The organism is Streptomyces sedi (genome assembly GCF_006335015.1).
GTDB classification, from domain to species: domain Bacteria; phylum Actinomycetota; class Actinomycetes; order Streptomycetales; family Streptomycetaceae; genus Streptomyces; species Streptomyces sedi.
Genome location: NZ_VDGT01000022.1, coordinates 82,771 through 105,488, shown reverse-complemented (window position 1 = coordinate 105,488; position 22,718 = coordinate 82,771). Strand labels below are relative to the sequence as shown.

17 protein-coding genes and 1 CRISPR repeat array are annotated in these 22,718 nt (G+C 73.1%); of the genes, 10 read left to right on the top strand and 7 right to left on the bottom strand.

The annotated features are described in order from the left end of the window. Positions 1-93: 93 nt before the first annotated feature. Entirely contained in the window at positions 94-1,359 is a 1,266-nt protein-coding gene (locus tag FH715_RS23885; protein ID WP_170184804.1) for an ABC transporter substrate-binding protein, read from the bottom strand. A 189-nt stretch (positions 1,360-1,548) separates the two neighbouring features. Here FH715_RS23885 and FH715_RS23880 point away from each other — a divergent pair, with 189 nt between their 5' ends. After that, complete coding sequence (locus FH715_RS23880) at positions 1,549-2,682, top strand: substrate-binding domain-containing protein (RefSeq protein ID WP_139648756.1); 1,134 nt, start codon at positions 1,549-1,551, stop codon at positions 2,680-2,682. Positions 2,683-3,048: 366 nt separating this feature from the next. On the opposite strand, the gene FH715_RS23875 is transcribed toward FH715_RS23880, so the two are convergent. Beyond that, positions 3,049-4,170, bottom strand: coding sequence for an ADP-ribosylglycohydrolase family protein (locus tag FH715_RS23875; protein WP_139648755.1), 1,122 nt, complete (start codon positions 4,168-4,170; stop codon positions 3,049-3,051). Then, positions 4,167-6,782 carry a bifunctional FO biosynthesis protein CofGH gene (locus FH715_RS23870; RefSeq protein ID WP_139648752.1) on the bottom strand — a complete coding sequence of 872 codons (2,616 nt, stop codon included), beginning with the start codon at positions 6,780-6,782 and terminating at the stop codon, positions 4,167-4,169. The genes FH715_RS23875 and FH715_RS23870 overlap by 4 nt, the downstream gene beginning before the upstream one ends. A gap of 207 nt (positions 6,783-6,989) precedes the next feature. Between FH715_RS23870 and afsR the strand changes: the two genes are divergently transcribed. The 3 genes from afsR to FH715_RS29395 all read left to right on the top strand — a co-directional run bounded on the left by afsR (position 6,990) and on the right by FH715_RS29395 (position 10,720). Next, entirely contained in the window at positions 6,990-9,920 is a 2,931-nt protein-coding gene (gene afsR / locus FH715_RS23865) for an SARP-family global regulator AfsR (RefSeq protein ID WP_139648750.1), read from the top strand. A gap of 188 nt (positions 9,921-10,108) precedes the next feature. Beyond that, complete coding sequence (locus tag FH715_RS23860) at positions 10,109-10,417, top strand: hypothetical protein (protein ID WP_139648748.1); 309 nt, start codon at positions 10,109-10,111, stop codon at positions 10,415-10,417. Positions 10,418-10,585: 168 nt separating this feature from the next. Continuing rightward, positions 10,586-10,720: a hypothetical protein gene (locus FH715_RS29395; protein WP_281290774.1), complete on the top strand. Its 135-nt coding sequence runs from the start codon at positions 10,586-10,588 to the stop codon at positions 10,718-10,720. 324 nt (positions 10,721-11,044) lie between these two features. On the opposite strand, the gene FH715_RS23855 is transcribed toward FH715_RS29395, so the two are convergent. Next, the gene (locus FH715_RS23855) at positions 11,045-11,800 is read right to left on the bottom strand and encodes a helix-turn-helix domain-containing protein (protein ID WP_139648746.1); all 756 of its coding nucleotides are present in this window, start codon (positions 11,798-11,800) and stop codon (positions 11,045-11,047) included. Between the two features lie 145 nt (positions 11,801-11,945). On the opposite strand from FH715_RS23855, the gene FH715_RS23850 reads away from it, so the two are divergent. Both FH715_RS23850 and FH715_RS23845 read left to right on the top strand, forming a co-directional pair. After that, entirely contained in the window at positions 11,946-12,971 is a 1,026-nt protein-coding gene (locus FH715_RS23850; RefSeq protein ID WP_139648744.1) for an NAD(P)/FAD-dependent oxidoreductase, read from the top strand. Next, the gene (locus FH715_RS23845; protein ID WP_139648742.1) at positions 12,968-13,696 is read left to right on the top strand and encodes an SAM-dependent methyltransferase; all 729 of its coding nucleotides are present in this window, start codon (positions 12,968-12,970) and stop codon (positions 13,694-13,696) included. The genes FH715_RS23850 and FH715_RS23845 overlap by 4 nt, the downstream gene beginning before the upstream one ends. Positions 13,697-13,937: 241 nt before the next feature. Then, a CRISPR array of direct repeats spans positions 13,938-14,269; the repeat unit is 27 nt; unit sequence AGTCCCCGCGCGAGCGGGGGTGTTCCG. Between the two features lie 116 nt (positions 14,270-14,385). On the opposite strand, the gene FH715_RS23840 is transcribed toward FH715_RS23845, so the two are convergent. Next, positions 14,386-15,411 carry an aminoglycoside phosphotransferase family protein gene (locus FH715_RS23840; RefSeq protein WP_139648739.1) on the bottom strand — a complete coding sequence of 342 codons (1,026 nt, stop codon included), beginning with the start codon at positions 15,409-15,411 and terminating at the stop codon, positions 14,386-14,388. A gap of 137 nt (positions 15,412-15,548) precedes the next feature. Here FH715_RS23840 and FH715_RS23835 point away from each other — a divergent pair, with 137 nt between their 5' ends. Continuing rightward, complete coding sequence (locus FH715_RS23835) at positions 15,549-16,160, top strand: dihydrofolate reductase family protein (RefSeq protein ID WP_139648737.1); 612 nt, start codon at positions 15,549-15,551, stop codon at positions 16,158-16,160. On the opposite strand, the gene FH715_RS23830 is transcribed toward FH715_RS23835, so the two are convergent. Then, positions 16,094-18,022 carry a polysaccharide lyase family 8 super-sandwich domain-containing protein gene (locus FH715_RS23830; RefSeq protein ID WP_139648735.1) on the bottom strand — a complete coding sequence of 643 codons (1,929 nt, stop codon included), beginning with the start codon at positions 18,020-18,022 and terminating at the stop codon, positions 16,094-16,096. The two genes, FH715_RS23835 and FH715_RS23830, sit on opposite strands and share 67 nt — an antisense overlap. A gap of 155 nt (positions 18,023-18,177) precedes the next feature. Between FH715_RS23830 and FH715_RS23825 the strand changes: the two genes are divergently transcribed. Together FH715_RS23825 and FH715_RS23820 are read left to right on the top strand one after the other, a co-directional pair. Further along, entirely contained in the window at positions 18,178-18,819 is a 642-nt protein-coding gene (locus tag FH715_RS23825; RefSeq protein WP_170184803.1) for a TetR/AcrR family transcriptional regulator, read from the top strand. Then, positions 18,816-20,060: an acyltransferase gene (locus FH715_RS23820; RefSeq protein WP_170184802.1), complete on the top strand. Its 1,245-nt coding sequence runs from the start codon at positions 18,816-18,818 to the stop codon at positions 20,058-20,060. Before FH715_RS23825 ends, FH715_RS23820 begins: the two co-directional genes overlap by 4 nt. On the opposite strand, the gene FH715_RS23815 is transcribed toward FH715_RS23820, so the two are convergent. Further along, positions 20,041-21,861, bottom strand: a complete 1,821-nt coding sequence (locus FH715_RS23815; RefSeq protein WP_139648732.1) for an endonuclease/exonuclease/phosphatase family protein — start codon at positions 21,859-21,861, stop codon at positions 20,041-20,043. The genes FH715_RS23820 and FH715_RS23815 overlap by 20 nt on opposite strands. A 120-nt stretch (positions 21,862-21,981) precedes the next feature. Between FH715_RS23815 and FH715_RS23810 the strand changes: the two genes are divergently transcribed. Next, positions 21,982-22,575, top strand: a complete 594-nt coding sequence (locus FH715_RS23810) for a hypothetical protein (protein WP_139648730.1) — start codon at positions 21,982-21,984, stop codon at positions 22,573-22,575. The last annotated feature ends 143 nt before the right edge of the window (positions 22,576-22,718 follow it).

Below are 22,718 nucleotides of genomic sequence, written 5' to 3'. Positions count from 1 at the left end.
GTGGCCCGGGGCGTCCGAGGCGTCCGGGGTGAGGTGAGTGAGGCCATGGGGTGTCCCCTGGGTCGAGGAGTACGGGGCGGGTGGTGAGGTGGCCTAGTCGGCGACGTTGTAGCCGCGGAGGCGCAGCTGGTCGATCACGGCGTCGCCCCAGCCGGTCACGGCCCGTTCGAGCCCGCCGTCCCTGCCGATCCGCGCGCTGGTGGCGTTCGTCAGCCGGGCGAAGCTCTCGGTCATGTCGGGGCCCCACTCCCAGGCGGGGTTGATCTCCTCGGCGGCGGTGGAGGTGACCTCGGGCAGTCTCATGCCCTGCACCCACTCGTTGGCCGAGCTGACCTCGGTGGCCCAGGTGTCCTGGAGGTTGATGTTGGCCGGGTAGGCGGTGGAGGCGGGCGCGGCGGCGGCGACGGCGTCGGGCGAGGTGGAGGCCCAACGGGCGAAGACCATGGCCGCGTCCGGGTTCGGGGAGCCGACGGGCAGCGCCATGGTGGAGCCGCCCAGGTTGCCGGCGGACGGTTCGTCGTCCCACCGCGGGATGGGCGCGACGTCGAACGTGCCGGCCAGCTCGGGCAGGTAGCGGGAGAGATGGCCGGCCGACCAGGGGGCGCCGACCAGGGTCAGGGTCCGGCCCGCCTTGAGGTCCGAGATGTGCGACTCGGCGAACTGCGGCTCGGCGGTGACCAGCCCCTCGGTGATCATGTCGTCCCAGAGGGCCGCCATGCGCCGGGTGTTGTCGTCCCCGGTCTCGACCGACCACTCACCGGTCGAGGTGTCGAACCACTCGGCGCCGGACTGCCAGGCGAGCGAGGCCACCAGGCCAGCGTCGTTGTGGCCGAGCGAGGTGAGCTGCGCCTCCGGGTTCAGCTCCTTCACGCGCACGGCGGCCTCGCGGAAGTCGTCCCAGGTCTCCGGGGGCGTCAGTCCGTACTCCTCGAAGAGGTCGGCCCGGTAGAAGAGCACGGTCGGCGCCACGTCCCTGGGAAGCGCGTACACGTCCTCGCCCGTCGGGGAGATCTGCTCCCAGGTCCACTCCGGGTACTGGTCCTCCAGCTCCGCCACGTCCCAGTCGGTCATGGGCTGGATCAGGTCCTGGGTGATGAAGCTGTTGAGCTGCGGATACTCCACCGTCATGATGTCGGGCGCCTTGCCGGCGCGCACCGCGTTGAACATCTTGGAGTACCCGCCGTCGCCACCGCCCGGTATGAGCTGGAAGTCGACCTGGACGTCGTCGTGGGTCTCGTTGAACCGGTCGACGATCTCCTGCGAACCGGAGGTCCAGGACCAGTAGGTGATCGTGGTGGTGCCGTCATCGGAGGAACCACCCGAGAGCGCGCAGGAGGTCAGCAGGGCACCTGCTGCCACTGTCGTCAGGATGCTCCGCGACAGCGCATGGCATCGGCGAGGAAACACGAACGGCTCCGCTTCCTAGGTGACGGATGCCTGCACCCTGAACCAGCTTCAATCACGAGTCAAGGGAAAGTGTTCAAAAACGTTAATGAGCATCTACGAACAACCATTAAGCTCTACGACCAACCGAGAGGGGTCGCCGAGATGCTGGTAGAACAACGGCAGGAGCTGCTGCTGCGGGAGCTGCGCGCCAGCGGTGCCGTGCGTGTCGCCGAACTCGCCGCCCGCTTCGGGGTGTCGGCCGGCACCATCAGGCGCGACCTGGCGGAGCTGGCGGAGCTGGGGCAGCTCACCAAGGTGCGCGGCGGCGCGATACCGGTGGGCCGGCGCGGCGAACAAGGCGGCGAGCCGCCACCTGACGCGCCCCCGCCGCTGGCGCACCCCACGGCGCCGACGCCCGAGCGGGAACCGCCGTCGGCGGGACGCACCATCGGGCTGCTCGTACCCTCGGCCACCTACTACTACCCGAGCGTGGTCGCCGGGGTGCGCACGGTAGCCAACCGTCGGAACACGCGGATCGTCATCGGCCTCAGCCAGCACGACACCCCGCGCGACAACCAGCAGATCGAGGAGCTGTGCGCCGCCGGCGCCTCCGGGCTGCTGATCGCGACGGCCGGCGGCCACCACCTGCCGGTGCCCACGCTGGAGGCGCTGCGCGCCACGGGGCTGCCGTTCGTGCTGCTGGAACGGCGACCCGAGGACCCGTATGAAGCCTGCGAGTTCGTGGTCTCCGACCACCGGCTCGGCGCGTTCAACGCGCTGCGCCAACTGCGCGGCCTCGGCCACGAGTCGGTCGGGCTCTACCTCAACCACACGCCGACCGCGCCGCTGATCCTCGACGGCTACCGGCACGCGGTGGAACGACTCGGCCTCGACGCGACCGCGCCGGTCGTCCACGGGCGCCGCCCGGCGCCGGACGCGCAGGGGGCGGGGCAGGAGTACGACCGCTTCGTCGAGGGGCTGTTGGCGAGCGGGGCGCGCGCCGCGCTGGTGCACTCCGACTACGACGCGATAGAGCTGCTGCAACGGCTCCGGTCGAGGGGGCTGCGCACGCCGGACGACATGGCGCTGATCGCCTACGACGACGAGATCGCGTCACTGGCCGAGGTGCCGCTGACGGCGGTGGCGCCGGCCAAGCGGCTGCTGGGGGAGGTCGCGGCCGGGCTTCTGCTGGACCGGGTGGACGCGGGCCCCGAGGCCGACGCGATGGCCACGCGGCACGTGGTCCTCCACCCGCACCTCACCGTCCGCGACTCCTGCGGCGGGAAGGGGAGTTAAGCCGGCGGGAAGGTGTAGGCGGCGGGGGCGACCACGAGGGCGCGTCCGCTGCGGGCGGGGGTGACCACCGAACCGATCGGCCAGGTGCGCCGTCGACTGCGGCCCGTTGGACGGTTGCCCGCGCAGTTCCCCGCGCCCCTGGGGCCGGTAGGCGGCTTGGGAGCGCGGTCCGTGGCAGGGCGGGGGCGACCACCGAGCCGGTCGGCGAGGTGCGTCGTCGACCGCGGCCCGGCAGACGGTCGCCCGCGCAGTTCCCCGCGCCCCTGGGCCGGTAGGCGGCTTGGGGGCGCGGGGAACTGCGCGAATGCTGGGTGGCGGGGCGAGGACGACAACGGTCCGTCGTCGGCGAACGCGTCGTCGCTCCCGCTACGCCCCGCGAGGGTACCGTTCGAGCCAGACTCGGGCGGAGTCGCCGGGGCCGTGGAGGGCCGGGCCCTGGGTCATCTCCATCGCGAAGTCGTCCGCCAGTTCCAGGATCGTCGCGCGGCCCTCCAACTCCGCCAGCCACGCCGGCGGGAGGGCCGTCTCGCCGTGGAGGGCGCCGAGCAGGTTGCCGCAGATGGAGCCCGTGGAGTCGGAGTCCCCGCCGTGGTTGACCGCCAGCAGCAGCCCGTGGCGGATGTCCTGCGCGACCAGCGCGCAGTAGACGCCGATGGCCAGGGACTCCTCCGCCGTCCAACCCTCGCCGAGCGACGCGACGCGTTCCGGCGTCGGCAGGCCCTGGCGGACCGCGCCGAGGGCCTGCTTGAGCGCCTCGGTGGTCTCCTCGTGGCCGGGCCTGGTGGCGAGTTGGGCGAGGGCCTTCTGCACCGCCGCGTCCAGGTCGTCGCCGCGCACCAGCGCGTGCACGATGGCGGCGAACGCGCCGGCCGCCAGCATCCCCGTCGGGTGGCCGTGGGTCTGGGCGGCGCACTCGACGCCGAGTTGGAAGACCAGCTGCGGCTCCCAGCCGACGAGCAGCCCGAACGGCGCGGAGCGCATCACCGTGCCGCAGCCCTTGGAGTCCGGGTTCTTGGGCTTCTCGACGGTGCCCATCCGCTCGTCGGCCAGCCCGCCGAGGCAGGCCCGGCCCGGGGCGCGCTGGCTGTAGAGCCACTCCTCGCGCGCCAACCAGCCGTCGCCGGGACGGCGTTCGTCCGGACCCCACTCGCTCTGGGTGCGGTACCACCGCCGGTGGGCCGCGTGCACGTCGGTCGGCGGGTGCCAGGCGCCGGTGTCGCGGCGGACATGGGCCCGTATCAGGCCGTCCACCGTGAAGAGGGTCATCTGCGTGTCGTCGGTGACCGCGCCCCGCCTGCCGTAGGCGGGAACGTAGTCGGTGACGCCGTCCGGCCCGTGGGCCGTGCGTATCGCCTCCCACGAGTCGAACTCCACGCCGGCGCCCAGCGCGTCGCCTATCGCGCCGCCGAGCAGGCAGCCGCGCACCCGGCTGCGGAAGTCCTGCTGGTCCCCGCGCCCCCACAGGGCGCCGCCGACCGGGGCGGTCACCCGGCACCGCCGGCGAGCGGCAGCAGCCTGGGCAGTCGGCCGTCCTCGGCGAGGGCGGTGGCGACCCGTTCGGGGTCGACGGTGCCGTAGGTGGTGGTGCGCGGCCTGGCGGGGCGGCCGGCCAGTTCGGCGATGGCGGTCAGCTCGGCGACGCTGCGGTGCGAGCCGTAGGCCGAGCCGGCCATCCGCGAGATCGTCTCCTCCATCAGGGTGCCCCCCAGGTCGTTGGCGCCGGACCTCAGCATCTCGGCGGCGCCCTCGGTGCCGAGCTTGACCCAGCTGGTCTGGATGTTCCGGATGTGCGGGTGGAGCAGCAGCCTGGCCATCGCGGTGACGGCCCGGTTCTCGCGCGCGGTGGGCCCGGGCCTGGCGATGCCGGCGAGATAGACGGGCGCGTTGGTGTGGACGAACGGCAGCGTCACGAACTCGGTGAAGCCCTCGACGCCGCGTTCCTCGTTGCGCCGCTGGAGGTCGGCGAGCGTCCGCAGGTGCCCCAGCCAGTGGCGCGGCTGGTCGACGTGGCCGTACATCATGGTGGACGAGGAACGCAGGCCCAGCTCGTGGGCGGTGGAGATCACCTCGATCCAGGTGTCGGCGGGAAGCTTGCCCTTGGTGAGCACCCAGCGCACCTCGTCGTCGAGGATCTCGGCGGCCGTGCCGGGGATGGTGTCGAGCCCGGCGTCGCGGGCGGCGGTGAGCCACTCGCGGATCGACATCCCGGTGCGGGTCGCGCCGTTGACGACCTCCATGGGCGAGAACGCGTGGATGTGCATCCCGGGGACGCGTTCGCGCACCGCGCGCACCAGGTCGAAGTAGGCGGTGCCGGGGAGGTCGGGGTGGATGCCGCCCTGCATGCAGATCTCGACGGCGCCGACGTCCCACGCCTGTTGGGCGCGGTCGGCGACCTGGTCGAGGGAGAGGGTGTAGGCGTCCTCGTCGGTGCGGCGCTGGGCGAAGGCGCAGAACCGGCAGCCGGTGTAGCAGACGTTGGTGAAGTTGACGTTGCGGGTCACGATGTAGGTCACGTCGTCGCCGACGACCTGGCGGCGCAGTTGGTCGGCCACGTCGGTCAGCGCGTCCAGCGCCGGCCCGTCGGCGTGCAGCAGGGTCAGGGCCTGTGCGTCGGTGAGCCGGGTGGGGTCGTCGGCGGCGACGGAGAGCGCGGCGCGGGCCTCGCCGTCGAGGCGGGGGGAGGCGCCGGCGTCGGGGGTGAGGCCGGGCTGGGCGAGGGCCCGCAGCTCGTTCCAGTCGCCGTAGACGGAGTCGAAGTCGGCGCGCCGGTCGCCGGTGCGTCCCTCGGTGTCGATGGTGCGGTGGAGTTCGGTGCGGCCCCTGGCGGCGAGCGGTTCGTCGGGCTCCTGCCAGGGCAGGCCGCGGGGGGTCGCGTCCTCGTCGGCGAGCCCGGTCTCGGGGTCGGCCAGCGCCTGGACGTGCGGCAGCAGCCTGGGGTCCAGCCAGGGTTCGCCGCGGCGGACGAACTCCGGGTAGATGGTGAGGCGTTCGCGCAGCGTGAAGCCGGCGGCGCGGGTGCGGGCGGCGAGCTCGTCGATGGCGGGCCAGGGGCGTTCCGGGTTGACGTGGTCCGGGGTGACGGGCGAGACGCCGCCCCAGTCGTCGATGCCGGCGCGGATGAGCAGCGCGTACTCCTCGTCGACCAGGTTGGGCGGGGCCTGGAGGCGCGCGGAGGGGCCGAGCAGCAGCCGGGCGACGGCCACGGCCGCGGCCAGCTCGGCGAGTTCGGTGTCGGGCATGGCGCGCATCGCGGTGTCGGGCTTGGCGCGGAAGTTCTGGAGGATGACCTCCTGGATGCCGCGGTAGGTGCGGGAGATCCGGCGCAGCGCGAAGATCGACTCGGCGCGTTCGGTGAAGTCCTCGCCGATGCCCAGCAGCAGCCCGCTGGTGAACGGGACGCTGGAGCGGCCGGCGTCCTCCAGGGCGCGCAGCCGGACGGCCGGCTCCTTGTCGGGCGAGCCGTGGTGGGGGCCGCCGGGCTCGGACCACAGCCGGGTGGCGGTGGTCTCCAGCATCATGCCCATGGAGGGAGCGACGGGCTTGAGCCGCTGGAAGTCGGTCCAGGTGAGCACCCCGGGGTTGAGGTGGGGCAGCAGTCCGGTCTCCTCCAACACCCGGATGGCCATGGCCCGCACGTAGGAGAGGGTGTCGTCGTAGCCGGCCGCGGCGAGCCACTCGCGCGCCTCGGGCCAGCGGTCCTCGGGGCGGTCGCCGAGGGTGAAGAGCGCCTCCTTGCAGCCGAGGGCGGCACCCCGACGGGCGATTTCCAGCACCTCGTCCGGGGACAGGAACATCCCGTGTCCCTCTCGACGAAGCTTTCCCGGAACGGTCACAAAGGTGCAGTAATGGCAACGATCACGGCAGAGCCGGGTCAGTGGCACAAAGACCTTGCGGGAGTAGGTGATCACCCCGGGCCGTCCGGCCTCGGCGAGCCCCGCGTCCCGCACCCGGCCGGCAGCCTCGGCGAGCCGTTCCAGGTCAGCGCCGCGCGCCTGGAGCAACACGGCAGCCTCTGTCACGTCCAGGGCCACCCCGTCACGAGCCCGGCGCAGCGCCCGGCGCATGGCGTTGGCCGTGGGAACATCCGCGCTTCTCGTCATGGTTCGAGGATAAGAGGCCGCTCCCCGGCTCCACAGGACGCGGTGCGGGTGTGGCCTGGAGTGGCGCCTCTCACGGACACCGACTCCCGGCGGGGCCCACTCCGTGCCACACTGCGATGGCCACCTTGGTCTTTATCGGACTCCGTGATGACGGATAGACTCCAACGTTCGCCCCATACACGCAGAGGTTGAGAAGCAGAGGAAACCATGGCCGTTGGTGAGGGGACCACGGGGGGTTACACACCTACCTTGCGCTTCGCGGTGCTCGGGACGGTGCGCGCATGGCAGGGAGAACAGCTCCTGCCCCAAGGATCACCTCAGCAACGCGCCCTGCTCGCCACGCTGTTGCTGCGGCGCGGTCGGCTGGCCTCGGCGACGGAGCTGGTGGACTCGCTGTGGGACGAGCCGCCCCAGCAGGCGATCGCCGCACTGCGCACCTACGCCTCCCGGCTGCGGAAGTCCTTCGGCTCCCGCGCCTCGGTGCTGGTCAGCCAGTCCGGCGGCTATCTGCTGCGGCTGGGCCCGCGCGACGAGTTGGACCTGGACGAGGTCGGCAGGCTCAGCGCGGCGGCCGAGAAGGCCGCCGGCGGCGGTGACCTGACGCAGGCCCACGAGCTGTACGGCGCGGCCGTCGACATGTGGCACGGCGAGGCGCTCGCCGGACTGCCGGGCCCCGAGGCCGAGATGCAACGCAACCGGCTGGCCGAACAGCTGCTGACGCTGCGTGAGCAGCGGCTGGACGTCGGGCTCCAGGCCGGGCTGCACGCCGACTCCGTCGCCGAGCTGACCGCGCTGTCCGCCGCGCAGCCGATGCGGGAACGGCTGCGGGAGCTGCTGATGCTGGCCCTCTACCGCAGCGGCCGGCAGGCGGAGGCGCTCGCGGTCTACGCGGACGCGCGGCGGCTGCTGATAGACGAGCTGGGCGTCGAGCCGCGCGCCGAGCTGTCCGAGTTGCAGCAGCGCATCCTCAACGCGGACAGCTCGCTGACCCTGAAGACCGTACCCACGGGCTCCCCGGCGCGCCCCAGCGTGCGGCCGGCGCAACTGCCGGCCGCCGTGCCCGACTTCACGGGCCGCGGCGCGTTCGTCGCCGAGCTGGGGTCGCAACTGGCCGGCTCCGGCAGCCAGGTGATGGCCGTCTCCGCGGTCGCCGGCATCGGCGGCGTCGGCAAGACGACGCTGGCCGTCCAGGTGGCGCACTCCGTGCGGGAGCACTTCCCCGACGGGCAGCTGTACGTCGACCTCCAGGGCGCCGGCGACGCGCCCGCCGAGCCGACCGCCGTACTGGCGGCGTTCCTGCGCGCGTTGGGCATCCCGGACGACGGCATACCGGACGGCGTGGACGAGAGGTCCGGCCTCTACCGCTCGCTGCTGGCCGGCCGGCGGGTGCTGATCCTGCTGGACAACGCGCGCGACGCGGCGCAGGTCCGCGACCTGCTGCCGGGCGCTCCCGGCTGCGCGACGCTGATCACCAGCCGGCTGCGGATGGTGGACCTGGCGGGCGCGCACCTGGTCGACCTGGACGTGATGAGCCCCGAGGAGGCGCTGACCCTCTTCAGCAGGATCGTCGGCGAGGACCGGGTCTCCGGTGAGCGCAAGGCGGCGATGGCGGTCGTGGGCGCCTGCGGCTTCCTGCCGCTGGCGATCAGGATCGCCGCCGCCCGGCTGGCGGCCCGCCGCACCTGGACGGTCTCGACGCTGGCCAGGAAGCTGAGCGACGAACGGCGCAGGCTCGACGAGTTGAAGGCCGGCGACCAGGCGGTGAAGGCCACCTTCGAGCTGGGATACGGCCAGCTGGAGGCCGAACAGGCGCGCGCGTTCCGGCTGTTGGGCCTCACCGAGGGCCCGGACATCTCGCTGGCCGCGGCGTCGGCGCTGCTGGACCGCGACGCGGAGACGACGGAGGAGCTGCTGGAGTCCCTGGTGGACACCTCGCTGCTGGAGTCCGCGCCCCTGGGCCGCTACCGGCTGCACGACCTGGTGCGGCTCTTCGCCCGCGCCTGCGCGGAGCGCGACGAGCAGCCGCCGGCCGAGCGGGAGGCGGCGCTGGCGCGGCTGCTGGAGTACTTCCTGGCGTCCAGCGCCCGGGTCTACGCCTTCGAACGCCCCGGCGACCGGCTGATCGACCATCTGGCGCGCACCGACCATCTCGGGCTCACCTTCCGGGACCGCGCCTCGGCGCTCGACTGGCTCTTCAGCGAGGCGGAGTGCCTGCTGGCCAGCGTCCGCCAGCAGCGTTCGTCCGAGGGGCTGCGGCGCGCGGTCGACACCCTGCTGACGGTGCAGGACCTCTCCGAGTCCGGCGCGTTCTCCCACCAGTTCGACCAGGTGGTGCGGGGGATGCTCGCCACCGCGCAGGAGGCCGACGACGACCTGGTGCAGGGCCGGCTGCACGCGCTGCTGGCCCACGGGCACTCGGTGGACGGCCGGTTCGACGAGGCCGACGCGGAGAGCCAGCACGCGCTGCTCCTGGGCACGGCGGCCGGTGACCCGTACGCGGTCTCCACGGCGCTCAACGACCGGGGCATCATCGGCATCTACCGGGGTGACCTGGAGGCGGCCGAGAGCTATCTGGCGCGCGCGGTCGAGGAGTACCGCGCGGACGGCAACCTGCCGGGGCAGGCCAGCGCCCTGTGCAACCTGGCGCGCGTCCATCTGGACACCGGCCGGGTCGACAGCGCCATAGAGATGGCGCGTGACTGCGTCGCGATGCTGCTGGGCGGCGCGCGGCAGCCGCTGCGGCTGGCCAACGTCCGCTACACCCTGGGCGTGGCGCTCAACAGGGCGGACCGCCACCGGGAGGCGTTGGAGGAGTTCGACCGGGCGATGGAGGTCTTCCGGGCCACCCGGCAGCGGCTCTGGGAGGGCGTCACCCACTACCGCGTCAGCGAGGTGCACCTCGCGGCCGGCCGCCCGGGGGACGCGGCCCGGCACGCGGAGCGGGCGCTGGCGCTCGGCGGCATCGGCGGCGAATGGCGGCGCGGCACCGTGCTGTTGGTGCTCGGGCGGGCCCTGGCGGAGCTTCAGCAGACGGACCGCGCGCGGGCCTGTTGGCAGGAGGCGCTGAAGATCCTGGAGACGATGGGCGCGCCGGAGGCCGGCGAAGCGAGGAACCTCCTGACTCCCACCCGCGTCTAGAGACCCAGGACGGTTCGGAATATCTTGCGTTCAGACGTTTAGAGATCATTTATTTCGGCGTGCCAGGCTGCGGACCGTCTCGACAACACGGGGGCGGACGATCTTTGGCTGGGATCGACCGAAGCACAACGGGGGGTTGCTGCCTGACCGTGTCGCCCCATGACAGCCACACCGTCAAGGAGCTGACAATGACCGACACCACGACCGCGAGCAAGAAGCCCGAGCAGGTCCGTCCGCTGGGCGACCACTACGCCTCCAGCGAGCCGGCCGAGGGTTCCGTGGAGACCAAGGGCGACCACTACGCCTCCGGCGAGCCCGCCGAGGGTTCCGTGGAGACCAAGGGCGACCACTACGCCTCCGGCGAGCCCAAGGCGGCGGGCCACGTCCCCGAGCGGGACGGCGACGGCGAGGTCGAGACCAAGGGCGACCACTACGCCTCGGGCGAGCCGAAGGACAAGCCGGGCCCGGTGGCCCCTGTGGACCACTACGCGTCCTGAGCACACAATGGTCTTATCCGAGGCCGGCTCCCGTTGTCCCGGGGGCCGGCCTTCGTGTTGGAAGGCGCACGGCACCACCTCGCACGACGCCCGGTACCGCACGCGGTACCGGGTTCCACAACGCCACGGGAGGGGACGCGTGTCGGCGTTCCCAGTGAGGAGTCCGTCATGACCCGCATCAGGAAGTTCGCCGTCGGCCTGGCCCTGGTCACCGCGGTGTGGGGTGCCTCCGCGGGGGTGGCCCAGGCGGACCACTACAGCAGCGGCGGGCCCGGGGGGAGCGCGCAGGCCACGGGTAGCTGACGCCGGCTCAGCCACCGCCGGCGGCAACGGGCGGCCCCCTCGCGGGGGCCGCCCTCACGCGTTTATCGACTGTTTATGGCGGCCTGACATGCTCAGTGTTGTCCGGCCGCACAGGGGTGCGCGGCCGGGCCTCCCCGGTGGTGTGCCTGCTCGGCGGCGACGGGGGAGTCGCCGGGCAGGTTCCGAGCGACGGGTCGGGCGGCGTGGAGGGGGCGCCGTCCGAACCGGCTCGACAACCACCCAGACATCGGCCGCCGGTGGGGGCCGGCGGCCGATGTCCCAGGCGGGTCCGCTCCGTTCGGGCGGCCCCCCGGGCCCCGGGCCTCAGGCCCCGGCCCAACCCTCCTCGTCGGGCACCGCCTCGCCGGCGCCACTCGCGCCTTCCTCGCCGCCGGCGCCACTCGTGCCGCCCGCTCTCGGCCGGGCGCGGACATGCATCCGTTCCCCCTGGGCCCCGAAGAGGCTGAGGTACTCGGCCGGTTGCTCACCCGGGTTGCCGAACGCGTGCGGCACCCGGGTGTCGAACTCGGCCGCCTCCCCCGCCGACAGCGTCAACACCCGGTCCCCCAACCGCAGTCGCACCTGCCCCGAGAGCACGTAGCACCACTCGAACCCCTCGTGCACGCGCGGCTCGGCGTCGCAGCCGTAGCCCGGCGGCAGGATCTGCTTGTACGCGTGCAGCCCGCCGAGATAGCGGGTCAACGGGATGAACGTCTGCCCGTAGCGCACGAACGGGCGCGGATGGATCCTCGGGTCACCCGTCGTGGGCGCGCCCACCAGCTCGTCCAGCTGCACCCGGTACGCCCGCGCCAGCGGGAAGAGCAGCTCCAGCGTCGGCTTGCGGCGCCCGGACTCCAGCCGGGAGAGCGTGGAGACCGAGATCCCGGTCTCCTCGCTCAGCGCCGCCAGCGTGACGTCCCGCTCCCGGCGCAGCGCCCGCAGCCTCGGACCCACGTCGTTCAGCACCCGCGCCAGGTCGGTCGCCGCCGCTGCCGCCGCTGCCTTCTCGGCCGGCTCCGCCGTTCGCCGCTCGCCCTCGTTCGTGCCGCCGTTCGCGCTGTCGTTCGCGCTGTCGTTCATGGCCCCATCATGAGCCCATCCGCTCACTTTTTGCCATCCCGGCAACGAGGTTTGTCGTCCCGACCCCGCGTGCCGCAGGCTCCGAGTCAGTGGCAACGACATTCATGACGGCGAAGCCGTGAACGCACTCTCGCAGGAGGAAGCGATGACCGTGACCGAACGGACCCCGCCGCCCGGGGACCGCGCCGAGGCCGCGTACGACGTCGCGGTGATCGGCGGCGGCCCGGCCGGCCTCAGCGGCGCCCTGGTCCTGGCCAGGTCCCGCCGCGGGGTGCTGGTGATCGACGCGGGCGAGCCGCGCAACGCACCGTCCGCACACGCCCACAACTACCTGACCAGGGACGGCGCCCCGCCCGCCGAGATCCTGGCCGCCGGCCGCCGGGAGGTGCGCGGCTACGGCGCCGAGATCCTCAGCCCGGTCTCCGTCGTCGCCGCCGAGTCCCTGGGGGACGGATCCGGCGCGCCGCTCTTCCGGCTCGGCCTCAGCGACGGCCGTTCCGTCACCGCGCGACGGCTGCTGGTCGCCACCGGCGTGCGGGACGAGCTGCCCGACGTGCCGGGGCTCGCCGCGCACTGGGGCGCGTCCGTGCTGCACTGCCCCTACTGCCACGGCTGGGAGGCCCGCGACCAGCCGATCGCGTTGCTCGCCAGCAACGGGCTCGCCGCGCATATGGGCCTGCTCTGGAGCCAGTGGAGCGACGACGTGACCCTGGTCACCCACACCGCCCCCGCCTCCGCGCTCGACGACGCGAAGCGCGCGCGGCTCGCCGCCGCCGGCGTGCGCGTCGTCGACGACCGGGCCGACGGCGTCGCCGTCGACGCGGACGGCGCGCTCAGCGGACTGACCCTGGCCGGCGGCGGCTCCGTGCCGTGCCTGGCGGTGGTGGTCTCGCCGCGCTCGACCGTGCGGCTGGGTCCGTTGGCCGCGTTGGGGCTCGAACCCGCCGAGGTGGTCATGGAGGGCGACGTACTCGGTACCCAGATCGAGACCGACCCGACCGGCCGCTCCCCCGTCCCCGGCATCTGGGTCGCGGGCAACGCCGCCTCCCCTCACGAACACGTCGTCGGCTCGGCGGCGGCCGGCGTCCGCGCCGGCGCGATGATCAACATGGACCTCATCGAGGCCGACACCCCGTCCGTTCCCACCCCCTCCCGGAGGAGTTCCCGATGACCCGACACCAGCACGAGCGTCAGCACGACCACCACCACGGCGAGGAGCACGGCCACGGCGAGGAGCACGGCGGCGGCCAGGCGCGCGACCTGGACCAGCTCGACGACCACGCGTACTGGAACGGGCGCTACGCCTCCGCCCAGGGCGGCCACATCTGGAGCGGCAGCGCCAACGAGGTGCTGGCCCGCCAGACCGCCGACCTCTCCCCCGGCAGCGCGCTCGACCTCGGCTGCGGGGAAGGCGGCGACGCCATCCACCTGGCGCGCCTGGGCTGGCGGGTCACCGCCGTCGACGTCTCCGACGTGGCCCTCGGCCGCGCCGCCGACCACGCGGCGGAGGCCGGCGTCGCCGACCGGATCGAATGGCAGCGCCACGACCTGGCCGAGACCTTCCCGACCGGCGTGTTCGACCTGGTCAGCACCCACTTCCTGCACTTCAGGGACGGAACGCTCAGCCCGCGCGTCCTGCGCGCGGCGGCAGCGGCGGTGGCACCGGGCGGCACGCTGCTGATCGAGGCCCACGGCGGGCTCCCGCCGTGGCAGGACGAGATCAGCGACATCCACTTCCCGACGCCGGAGGAGACCGTCGCCTCGTTGGAGTTGGCGCCGGGCGCATGGGAGATCCTCCTCGCCGAACGCCACCCGCGCCAGCAGACCCACCCCCACACGGGCGAGACCGTCACCCGCACCGACCAGACGGTCAAGGCCCGCCGCCGAGCGGGGTGAAGGCAGGTGGGGGTGGCCCGTTGAACGATGAGACGTTGGCCGCCGCGCCGAGACAAGGCGGCCGACGGGCCCCCACACAACACCGCCGGGTTCCCGCCGGGGGCTACGAGCCGTCGGTAAGCTAAACCACCGTATCCCGCCCCCAGTTGGGAGCCCTAGCCTTGCCCACGGACCCCGCCCACCCCGCGCCGGCAGGCAAAAGGACGGCAAACCCGACCTAACACCCCCGGTCAAGAAGGGTAGTCCCCGCGCGAGCGGGGGTGTTCCGGACATGTTCGCCCGATGAGCCAGACCTCCGACGTAGTCCCCGCGCGAGCGGGGGTGTTCCGGAGGGGCTGACCCTCGCGCAGCTCCGCGAACTGTAGTCCCCGCGCGAGCGGGGGTGTTCCGCCGCAGGTGGTGCAGATGCCGCTGGTGGAGGGGCAGTCCCCGCGCGAGCGGGGGTGTTCCGGACCACGACCGGGCCCCCTCGGTGTCCTGGTCGTAGTCCCCGCGCGAGCGGGGGTGTTCCGAAGACACCCGCCCGAATCCTCCGGGAGATCGCGTAGTCCCCGCGCGAGCGGGGACGTTCCGACGGTCACGGCCGCCCACGCGGCGCAGCGGATGCAGTGCCGCCCCCGCGCACCCCGGTGTGGTGACCGTGGTGTGGCCGTCGCGCCCCCCGAACCGTTGGGGGCGCGGCGGCGTGGCTACAGCAGTTCCCGTAGCCACCGCGCGATGTGGGCGTCGCGGTAGGCCGTCGTCAGCGACATGCTCGGGAAGACGCGGTCCCAGGTGTCCGCGCGGCAGACGGCGGCCACGCGGCAGGCGACCGTCGCGAGGGTGCGCAGCTCGGGGAGGCCGGTGCCGCGTTCCGCCCAGGCGTCGAGGTAGGCGTCCCATGCTCGGGTGCGGGCCGCCGGGTCGCGGTCGAAGCGTTCGTCGAGGACGCGGCCGACGACCAGCAGGCTGGCGAAGGGGTGGGTGACGGAGGAGTCGCCCCAGTCGAAGAAGAGATAGCCGCCGTCGCCGGTCAGCGCGCCCGTCGGGGTGAGGTGTTGGCCGCCGGTGAGGACCGAGGCGGGGTGGAGGTCGGACTGGTCGAGCGAGCAGGCGACGGGGGAGTCCGCGAGGAGTTGGCACCACTCCTCGAAGCGGGGGGTCGCCGCGCGCAGCGTCTCGCGTTCGGAGTCACGGAGGCCGCCGGCGGTCTCGACGAGGCAGCGGTAGCGTTCGACGAGGCGCGACGGCCGGAAGTCGGGGACGCCCATGGCGAGCAACTCGTCGGCGTGCGACTCGACCTCGCGTTGCAGCTGGGCGTACTGGCGGAGCATGTCGCTCCAGGCCGCCAGGTCCTCGGGGTCGTTGGTGAGGACCTCGGCGAACATCGGTCCGGCGTCGGGGAGCAGGGACCAGGCGCGGGTGGTGTCGACGGCGAACGGTTCGACGACGCGGCCGGGGACCCAGCGGTGGAGGGCGGCCATGACGGCCGGTTCGTAGGCGGAACCGGGCGGGTTGGCCTTGAACCAGGCGGTGCGGCCGTCGGCGACGGGGACGCGGAGGACGACGGACCACGGGCGGAGCCGCGCCCAGACGGGGTCGTCTCCGGCGACCAGGTCGCGGTGGACGAGCCGCTCGGAGATCCAGGCGAGCGCCTCGGCGCGCCACTTCTCGTCCTCCCAAGGGGTCACGGCGCGGTAGCCGCCGGTCTCCACCACGATCCCATTGACGTCCATAGGACTACCCCATCACACAACTGCCCTTGACGTGCCTGAACTTGACGTCTTCCTCACTGGTTCCGCCCGCTCGTGATCTCCTGGGGTGCGCTGGGCGAACGTCTCAGCGTTCTCGTTCCGGAAAGGACGCGACGCTCATGGCCGGTCGACTGATCTACTCCGCCATCACCTCGCTCGACGGATATCTCGCCGACGAGAGCGGCGCCTACGAGTGGAGCGCACCCGATCAGGAGGGGATGGCGCTCGTCAACGAGTGGGAACGTTCCCTCGGCACCTATCTGCTCGGCCGCCGGATGTACCTGGAGTCGGTCTACTGGGAGACGGCCGGCGAGGGCACGGAACTGACGCCGTTGGAACGGGAGTTCGCCGACATCTGGCTGTCGGCGGAGAAGGTGGTCTACTCGCGGACCCTGGCCTCGGTGGAGACGGCACGCACCAGGATCGAGCGGGAGTTCGACGTGGAGGCGGTGCGGGCCATGAAGGCCGAGGCCACGGCGGACCTGGCCGTCTCCGGGCCGACGCTGGCCGCTCCCGCGTTGGCGGCCGGGCTGGTGGACGAGGTCAGGTTGCTGCTCCACCCGGTCACGGTCGGCGGCGGCCTGGCGGCCTTCCCGCGTGGACTGCGGCTGCGGCTCGGCCTGTTGGAGGAGCGCCGCCTCAAGAGCGGGACGATCGGGCTCCGTTACTCGGTGGACGGCGTCACGTCTGACGAGGGGGAGCGGCCGGAGAGCGGCGGCGCCCCGGCGTGATCCGCGTCCGGCTCGCCGAGGAACAGCGAGCCGTCCGGGTCGAGGCGCGCGGCGAGCACACGGCCGGTGCGGTCGCAGCGAACGGCCTGATGGGCGGGCTCGTTGACGAGCACCGTGACGCCGGGGGCGGCGGCACGGCGGCGGGTGGCCTCCGCGTCGGCGGCGGGGAGGATCAGCCAGGCGTAGCCGGCGTTCTCCGGGCGCGGGCCGTGGTCCACGCCGAGGTGGAAGACCCCGGCGGTGACCGGGTCGGAGGCTCCGCTGGTCGAGAGGTCGGACCAACGGCCGGTGCGTGAGGTCGCGTTGACGACGACCACGGGGTGCGCGGTCAGCGGAACGTAGCCGATCCGGCCGTGGTGCACCCAGGTCGGTGGCCCGCCTTCGGGGCCGCCGACGGTGGGGCGGGCGACGGCGAGCCGCTGGTCGACGGTGGTGACCACGGGGCGTTCCGCTTCGGGGGCGGTGATGCCGGAGCCGAGGGCGACGACGGCGTCGTCGAGGCAGAACCACGCCTTCCACCCGTCGGCGAACCGGTCCGTTCCGGCCAGCCGGAACACGGCGACGCCGTGGACGCCGTCGCTCCAGCAGCCGACCTCGTCGGCGGCGCCGTGCCGGTCGTTCGGGCGGGGGCGCAACCCGGCGGTGTCGGCGGGCAGTTCCACGGTGGTGCCGGGGAGGCGGGCCCAGTCCCAGACGGGGAGGACCCCCCGGTAGCCGTCCTCGGGGGCGCCGCCCACCCGCACGGTCGCGACGCCGTCGGCGAGGTGGCGGCCGAGCAGGTTCTCCCCGTTGAGGCACTCGGTGGGGACCGTGCGGGTGGAGGACATCCGCACGGCGAACGACCAGCCGGGGCGGCGGTGGACGAGGTGGTCCGAGCGCGGGTAGGCGCGGCTGCCGACCGGCCCGGCCGTCTCGCCGCCCTCGGCGGCCGTCCGCGACTCGGCCGCGAAGGCGGCGAGTTCGTCCCTCCGGTAGGGCGCGCGCGCCAGCAGCCGGTCGAGGGCGCGGCCCAACTCCCCCGCGACATGGTGCGCCTGGACGCGGGCGATCTCGCGGCCCATCAGCGTGAAGTCGTAGCCGTCTCCGTGGAGCGCCCAGCGGTGCGCGTCGAGGACATGGTCGACGAGGAGACGCTCCTCCGCCGGGTCGAAGGCCCAGGGTGTGCCGTGCACGGCGTGCACCCAGCGGGAGACCTCGGTGACGAGGGAACGTCCGTAGCCGCCCAGGTAGGGCAGGGCGCCGTGGTGGTGGAAGCTGAGGTCGTCCTGGATTCCCTCCTCGCGGGTGGGGCGGAGCACGGGCGCCATCCGGCGCACCGCGGCGGCCAACGCCCCCGGGTCCTCGGCGAGCACGGCGCGGCGCAGCTCGACGCCCTGGCTCCAGACGAGGTTCTGCCCGGTCAACTCGACGGGCCCGGCCGCCTCCGCCAACCATGCGGCCCAGTCGCGGCGTTGGGCGGGGGTGAGCCGGTCGTGGAGCAGCAGCACGGCGTCGCCGAGGTGCTGGGGCGCGCCGATCTCGTTGAACCACCAGTTGGCCGAGCGCGGGGCGAGCCGCCGCCAGGCGGCCAACGCGCGGAGTGCCGCCGGGTGTCGGGCGGGGACCCGGGCCAGCGTGACGGTGCGCAGGGCGTGGTGGAACGGCGGCCAGTCCGGGGTTTCGGTGTCGTCGTAGTCAAGGTCGGGCCAGCGGCCGTCCCCGGTGAGCGCGTCGGCGAGTGAGGCGGCGTCCAGGCCCCCGGGGGCCGGCCCAGGCGCCGCCAGAACGTGCCCGACCAGCCGTTCCCGCACTCGCGCGTACGCGTTGGCCTGCCCGCAGGCGTTCCCTCGTCCGTCCGGGTGCCCGTCGCCGTTGTCGCCCATGGCGGCACCCTTCCCGAACCGCCGCCGGGCCGCATCCCGTTAAGCGCGTCCCGTTGAGCGCGTGGCGTTGAGCGCGTGGCGTTGAGCGCGCGTGAGGGCACCCGATCTCGATACCGATGGGTACTGGATACCCGGAGGTATGCAACACTGGGGTCATGCCAGAAGCAGAGAGCCGCAGCCATCCACCGGGGCCCGTTCCCCGACTCCCCCGCGACGAGGTGCGCCGGCGGCTGCTCGCCGCCGCGGGGCGGGTGTTCGCCGAGCGCGGGTACGCGGACAGCAAGCTGGAGGACATCGCGCGCGCCGCCGGCTTCACCAAGGGCGCCGTCTACTCCAACTTCGGCAGCAAGCAGGAGCTCTTCGCGGCGATCCTCACCGAACGCTCCGAGGCGGAGCTGTTCGGCGTGATGGCCGGTCTCGACGCGGCGGCGGACGTGCCCGCCTTCATCGAGCAGGCCGCCCGCGCCGTCGCGCGGCGGATCATCGACGACACCGAGCGGGGCCGGCTCGGCCTGGAGATCGCCACCCGCGCCCTCCACGACGAGGAGACGGGGGCCGTCGTCGCCCCGATGCGCCGCGCCCAGCGCGCGGCTGCCGGACAGGCGGTCCGGGCGGTCACCGAGCACGCCGGGACCACACCCCCGGTCGACCCCGAGCTGGCCGGGACGATCCTGCACTGCCTGACCAACGGCCTGGCGATGGAACACCTGGTCGACGCCGAGGGCGTCGACTCCGACACCGCCGAGCGTGCGCTGCGCGCCGTGCTCGGCTGGCTGACCGAGGAAGCGGACAAGTGAAGCGCAAGGAACACATCGACTGGCTGCGGAACCTGGCCATTCTCTTCCTGTTCCCGTTCCATACGGCCAGGATCTTCAACGACAACCCGGAGTTCTATGTCAAGGGTCCGGAGAACGACTTCTCCTCGGCCCTGGTCAACGTCTCCTCCTTCTGGTTCATGCCGCTGCTCTTCCTGCTGGCCGGCATGTCGAGCTACTACGCGCTGCGCAAGCGTTCCGCGGGGAGCTATGCGAAGGAACGGTATCTGCGGCTGTTGATACCGTTCTTCTTCGGCTGCCTCGTCGTCGTGCCGCCGCAGGCGTACTACGCGATGAAGTTCCACGACGGCTACGAGGGCGGCTACTTCGAGTTCCTGGAGACCTACTTCACGGACTTCTCCGAGTGGACCGTGCTCACCGGAATCTCACCGGCGCACCTGTGGTTCATCCTGTTTCTCTTCCTGATCTCGCTCGCCCTGCTCCCCCTCATGCTCAGGGTGATCCGGAGCGGCTACACGCCGGACTGGCTGGGCAGGCCGGTTCTCGCCCTCGCTCCGGCGGTGGGCCTCGCGCTGCTGTCGTTCCTCCCGGAGATCGGAGGGGAGAACATCTTCGTGTACGCCGGCTATGTGCTGCTCGGATTCCTGATCGCCACCGACGACTCGATCACCGAAGCGCTGGTGAGGCACCGCCGCGCCTATCTGCTCATCGCCGTTCCCGGAGCGGCCGGAATCGTCGTCGAGCGCTTCACGATCGACAGTCAGACAAGCCTGCTCTTCACCGCCTGGCACTACCCGGTGTACTGGGCGACCGTGCTCGCCCTCCTCGGGTACGGGAAGAGGTATCTCGACCGCAGGTCGGCCTTCATGGACTATTTCAGCCGGGGCGCCTTCCCCGTCTACATCCTGCACCAGACCTATCTGATCGTGATCGCGTACTACGTTCTCCAGAGGGACGCACACGGTGCCGTCAATTTCCTGGCCATCATGGTGCCGGCGCTTCTTCTGAGCGTCGCCACCTACGAGGTCATTCGCAGGACTCCGGGGCTGAGGACCATGTTCGGCCTGCGGGCACCTCGCCGGTCACCGCGTCCGCTCCCGGCGGGGGAGGCCCGAACGGCGGAGCCCCGCGCGACCGCTCAGGAGAACACGGCCACGCGGCAGAACGCCGCCACTCCGCGAAGCGTGGCCACCCCGCGAAGCGCCGCCGCTCCGGAAAGCGCCGCCGCTCCGGAAAGCGCGGCTACTCCAGAAAGACGGTGACGGTCAACGGCAGATGATCCGAGGCGGCGGTGTCGATCAACTCGAAGCCGCCGAAGGCCACCTCGGGCGCTCCGAAGATCCAGTCGACGCGGCGCTCCGGGCGGAACGCGGTGTCCAGCGACGGGTCGCCGACCTCGTCCTGGGCGCTGCGCAGCCCGGTCCCGCGGACGGTCTCGATCTCCTCCGAGTCGGGGCGCGCGTTGAGGTCGCCCGCCAGCACCGCGCTCGGGTCGCCGGCGACCCGGTCCAGCAGCGGGTCGAGTTGGGCCAGCCGCGGCTCGGGCGACGAGCCGCCGTGCAGATGGGTGCCGACGATCCGGGCGGTCTCGCCGTCGGTGAGACGCACCGTCACGTCGGCGAACGAGCGGTCCATGTCGCCACCGGCGCGCGGGAGCGCGCCGGTCTCGGCGTTGACCACCGGCAGCGAGGTGAGGAGCAGGTTGCCGAACCGCTCGTCGGCGGCCGGCGCCCAGACCGCCGTCACGTCCAGCCTGCGTTCCAGGAACGCCACCAGGTCCAGCCCGCCGGCGCCCGGGGTGCCGCGCGGCACCTCCTGGAGGACGACGACCTGCGCCCCCGAGTCCTGGATCACCGAGCGGAGCTCGTCCGGCGTCAGCTCCCCGTCCCGCGCGACGGCCGAGTGCACGTTCCACGTCATCAGCCGGTACATGCCGCCGGCCGTGTCGGTCGGCAGCGGCTCGGGCCCGGGGCGCAGCGCGCCGACCAGCGGCGACCAGGCGAGCAGCAGCACCGCGGCCACCACCGGCACGAACGCCCGCGCCAGCGGCGGCGCCTCGGTGACGCGCGTCGCACGCGCGGCGAGAACGAGGGCGAGCAGCAGCGCGAACGCCCAGGGCAGCAGGCGGAACTCGTAGCCGGCGGCCAGCAGCACGCAGGACAGCCCGGTGCCGAGGCCCGCGAGCGCCAGGTCGAACTGCGGGCCGTGCCCGAACCCCGTCGGCACCGCGAGCGCCCGCCGCAGCACCGAGGGCAGCACCGCGAGCCCCAGCAGCGCCGACGGCGCGACCAGCGCCGTCGGGCCGAGCGTCACGCCGGCGACGGCCAGCGGCAGCGCGGCGGGCAGCGCCCAGCGCGTCCACCGGCCGAGGCCCGCCGGCTCCGGCAGCGAGAGCAGCGCGATCCCGGCCGCGGCGCCGGCCCCCAGCCACAGCCCCGCCGTGGTCAGCGAGACCCCGCCGGCCACCGCGACGGCGCCCGGCGCGGCCAGCACCATCGCGTAGAGGGCGAACGCGGGGCCCAGCACCGCGAGTTGCGCGCCGCCCTCGGGGCGGGTCAGCCGTTCCGTCGCCGCCGCCCTGGCCAGCGGGCCGAGCATCGCGGCCAGCGCCAGCACCAGCAGCCAGCCCAGCATCCGGCCGCGCCAGATCAGGTCCAGCAGGTCGAGCGGGAGGCGCAGCGCCAGGTCGAAGGCGACGGCCAGGCCGATCGCCCTGGCCGCGCGGCCGGGGCCGGCCGCCGCGTCGCCCATGTCGCGCCGGACCACCAGCACCAGCGCCACCAGCGCCGACGCGAGCGCGAACCCGACGAGCGGCACCGAGCGCCCCACCGGGAACTGCACCAGCAGCCGCGCGCCCGCCAGCACACCGACCGCGACGGTCAGCCCCTGACGCGACCCCAACCACCAGGTCAGCGGCCCGGCGAAGCAGGCCAACGCGGGCACGGCGGCGACCGCGACGGTGCCGGAACCGCCCAGCACCGTGGTCCCCAGCCGCAGCAGTTCGAGGGTGATCAGGGCGACGACGGCGGTGAGCAAGGGCAGCGGGCGCGCGACGGGGCTCATGGCCGGTGAGGTTAGTGCCCGCATCCGGTGCTCCGCCGTTCGGGGTGCGAGCCCGCCCGAGTGGACGTAGCGTCGAAAGCACGAGCCGGAATCAGACAGTCGTGCCTAGGGAGGCTCGTCATGGTGCGTAACACCCTCGGAGCGATACTCGCTCTGATAGCCGCCGTCGTGGGTATCGGCAGCGTGTTCTTCAACTGGTACGGAGGACGCGACGGCCATAACTACCGATGGTGGGACCTGTTCAACGGTGCCGGTGTGACAGGAGGGAACGCGGAGCTCTTCGCGGGCCTGTTCCTGCCGATGCTGGTCGCCGCCGCCCTGGCCGTGGCCGGAATTCTGCTGCGGTCCCGTCTGCTGACCACCCTGTCCGGCATCGCGATCCTCGCGTTCACCGTGCTGTGGATCATCCGTCAGTACAACGCCGGCAACGGTCTCACCGTTGGTGAGGGCGGCATGTCCTGGCCGGTGCTCGCCGCACTGGGCTCGGGCCTGCTGATGCTGTACGCGGCCACCACCATGGCCGGCCGTCATCTCGCGGAGCGTGGCCTGCGCGGTCACGGGCGCCACGAGCACGAGGGGCGCCCCGCTCACCACGGGCGTCACCGCGAGGAGAGGACGGGCGGCGAGGTGCGGCAGGGCCCGTGGCGCAAGCGCCACGAGGAGCACCCCGTACACGGTGAGCACGAGGAGCACGGCCGGCGCGACGTCGCGTAGCCACCCAGCAACCTCGTCGAACCACCGGTTCGCGCGCCACCGCCGCCCCCGCACGTGGGGGACGGCGGTGCGTCGCGTTTCGCCTCACCCGCGGGGCCCAGGACCACGGTCGCCCGCGGCCAGCCACCGGTCACACCCTGGCC

Coding starts and splice junctions, on each gene's coding strand:
- FH715_RS29395 (WP_281290774.1), top strand. CDS start 10,586: ATGACCCGCATCAGGAAGTTCGCCGTCGGCCTGGCCCTGGTCACCGCG.
- FH715_RS23810 (WP_139648730.1), top strand. CDS start 21,982: ATGGTGCGTAACACCCTCGGAGCGATACTCGCTCTGATAGCCGCCGTC.
- FH715_RS23840 (WP_139648739.1), bottom strand. CDS start 15,411: ATGGACGTCAATGGGATCGTGGTGGAGACCGGCGGCTACCGCGCCGTG.
- FH715_RS23855 (WP_139648746.1), bottom strand. CDS start 11,800: ATGAACGACAGCGCGAACGACAGCGCGAACGGCGGCACGAACGAGGGC.
- FH715_RS23845 (WP_139648742.1), top strand. CDS start 12,968: ATGACCCGACACCAGCACGAGCGTCAGCACGACCACCACCACGGCGAG.
- FH715_RS23815 (WP_139648732.1), bottom strand. CDS start 21,861: ATGAGCCCCGTCGCGCGCCCGCTGCCCTTGCTCACCGCCGTCGTCGCC.
- afsR (WP_139648750.1), top strand. CDS start 6,990: ATGGCCGTTGGTGAGGGGACCACGGGGGGTTACACACCTACCTTGCGC.
- FH715_RS23825 (WP_170184803.1), top strand. CDS start 18,178: ATGCCAGAAGCAGAGAGCCGCAGCCATCCACCGGGGCCCGTTCCCCGA.
- FH715_RS23880 (WP_139648756.1), top strand. CDS start 1,549: ATGCTGGTAGAACAACGGCAGGAGCTGCTGCTGCGGGAGCTGCGCGCC.
- FH715_RS23870 (WP_139648752.1), bottom strand. CDS start 6,782: ATGACGAGAAGCGCGGATGTTCCCACGGCCAACGCCATGCGCCGGGCG.
- FH715_RS23860 (WP_139648748.1), top strand. CDS start 10,109: ATGACCGACACCACGACCGCGAGCAAGAAGCCCGAGCAGGTCCGTCCG.
- FH715_RS23835 (WP_139648737.1), top strand. CDS start 15,549: ATGGCCGGTCGACTGATCTACTCCGCCATCACCTCGCTCGACGGATAT.
- FH715_RS23830 (WP_139648735.1), bottom strand. CDS start 18,022: ATGGGCGACAACGGCGACGGGCACCCGGACGGACGAGGGAACGCCTGC.
- FH715_RS23850 (WP_139648744.1), top strand. CDS start 11,946: ATGACCGTGACCGAACGGACCCCGCCGCCCGGGGACCGCGCCGAGGCC.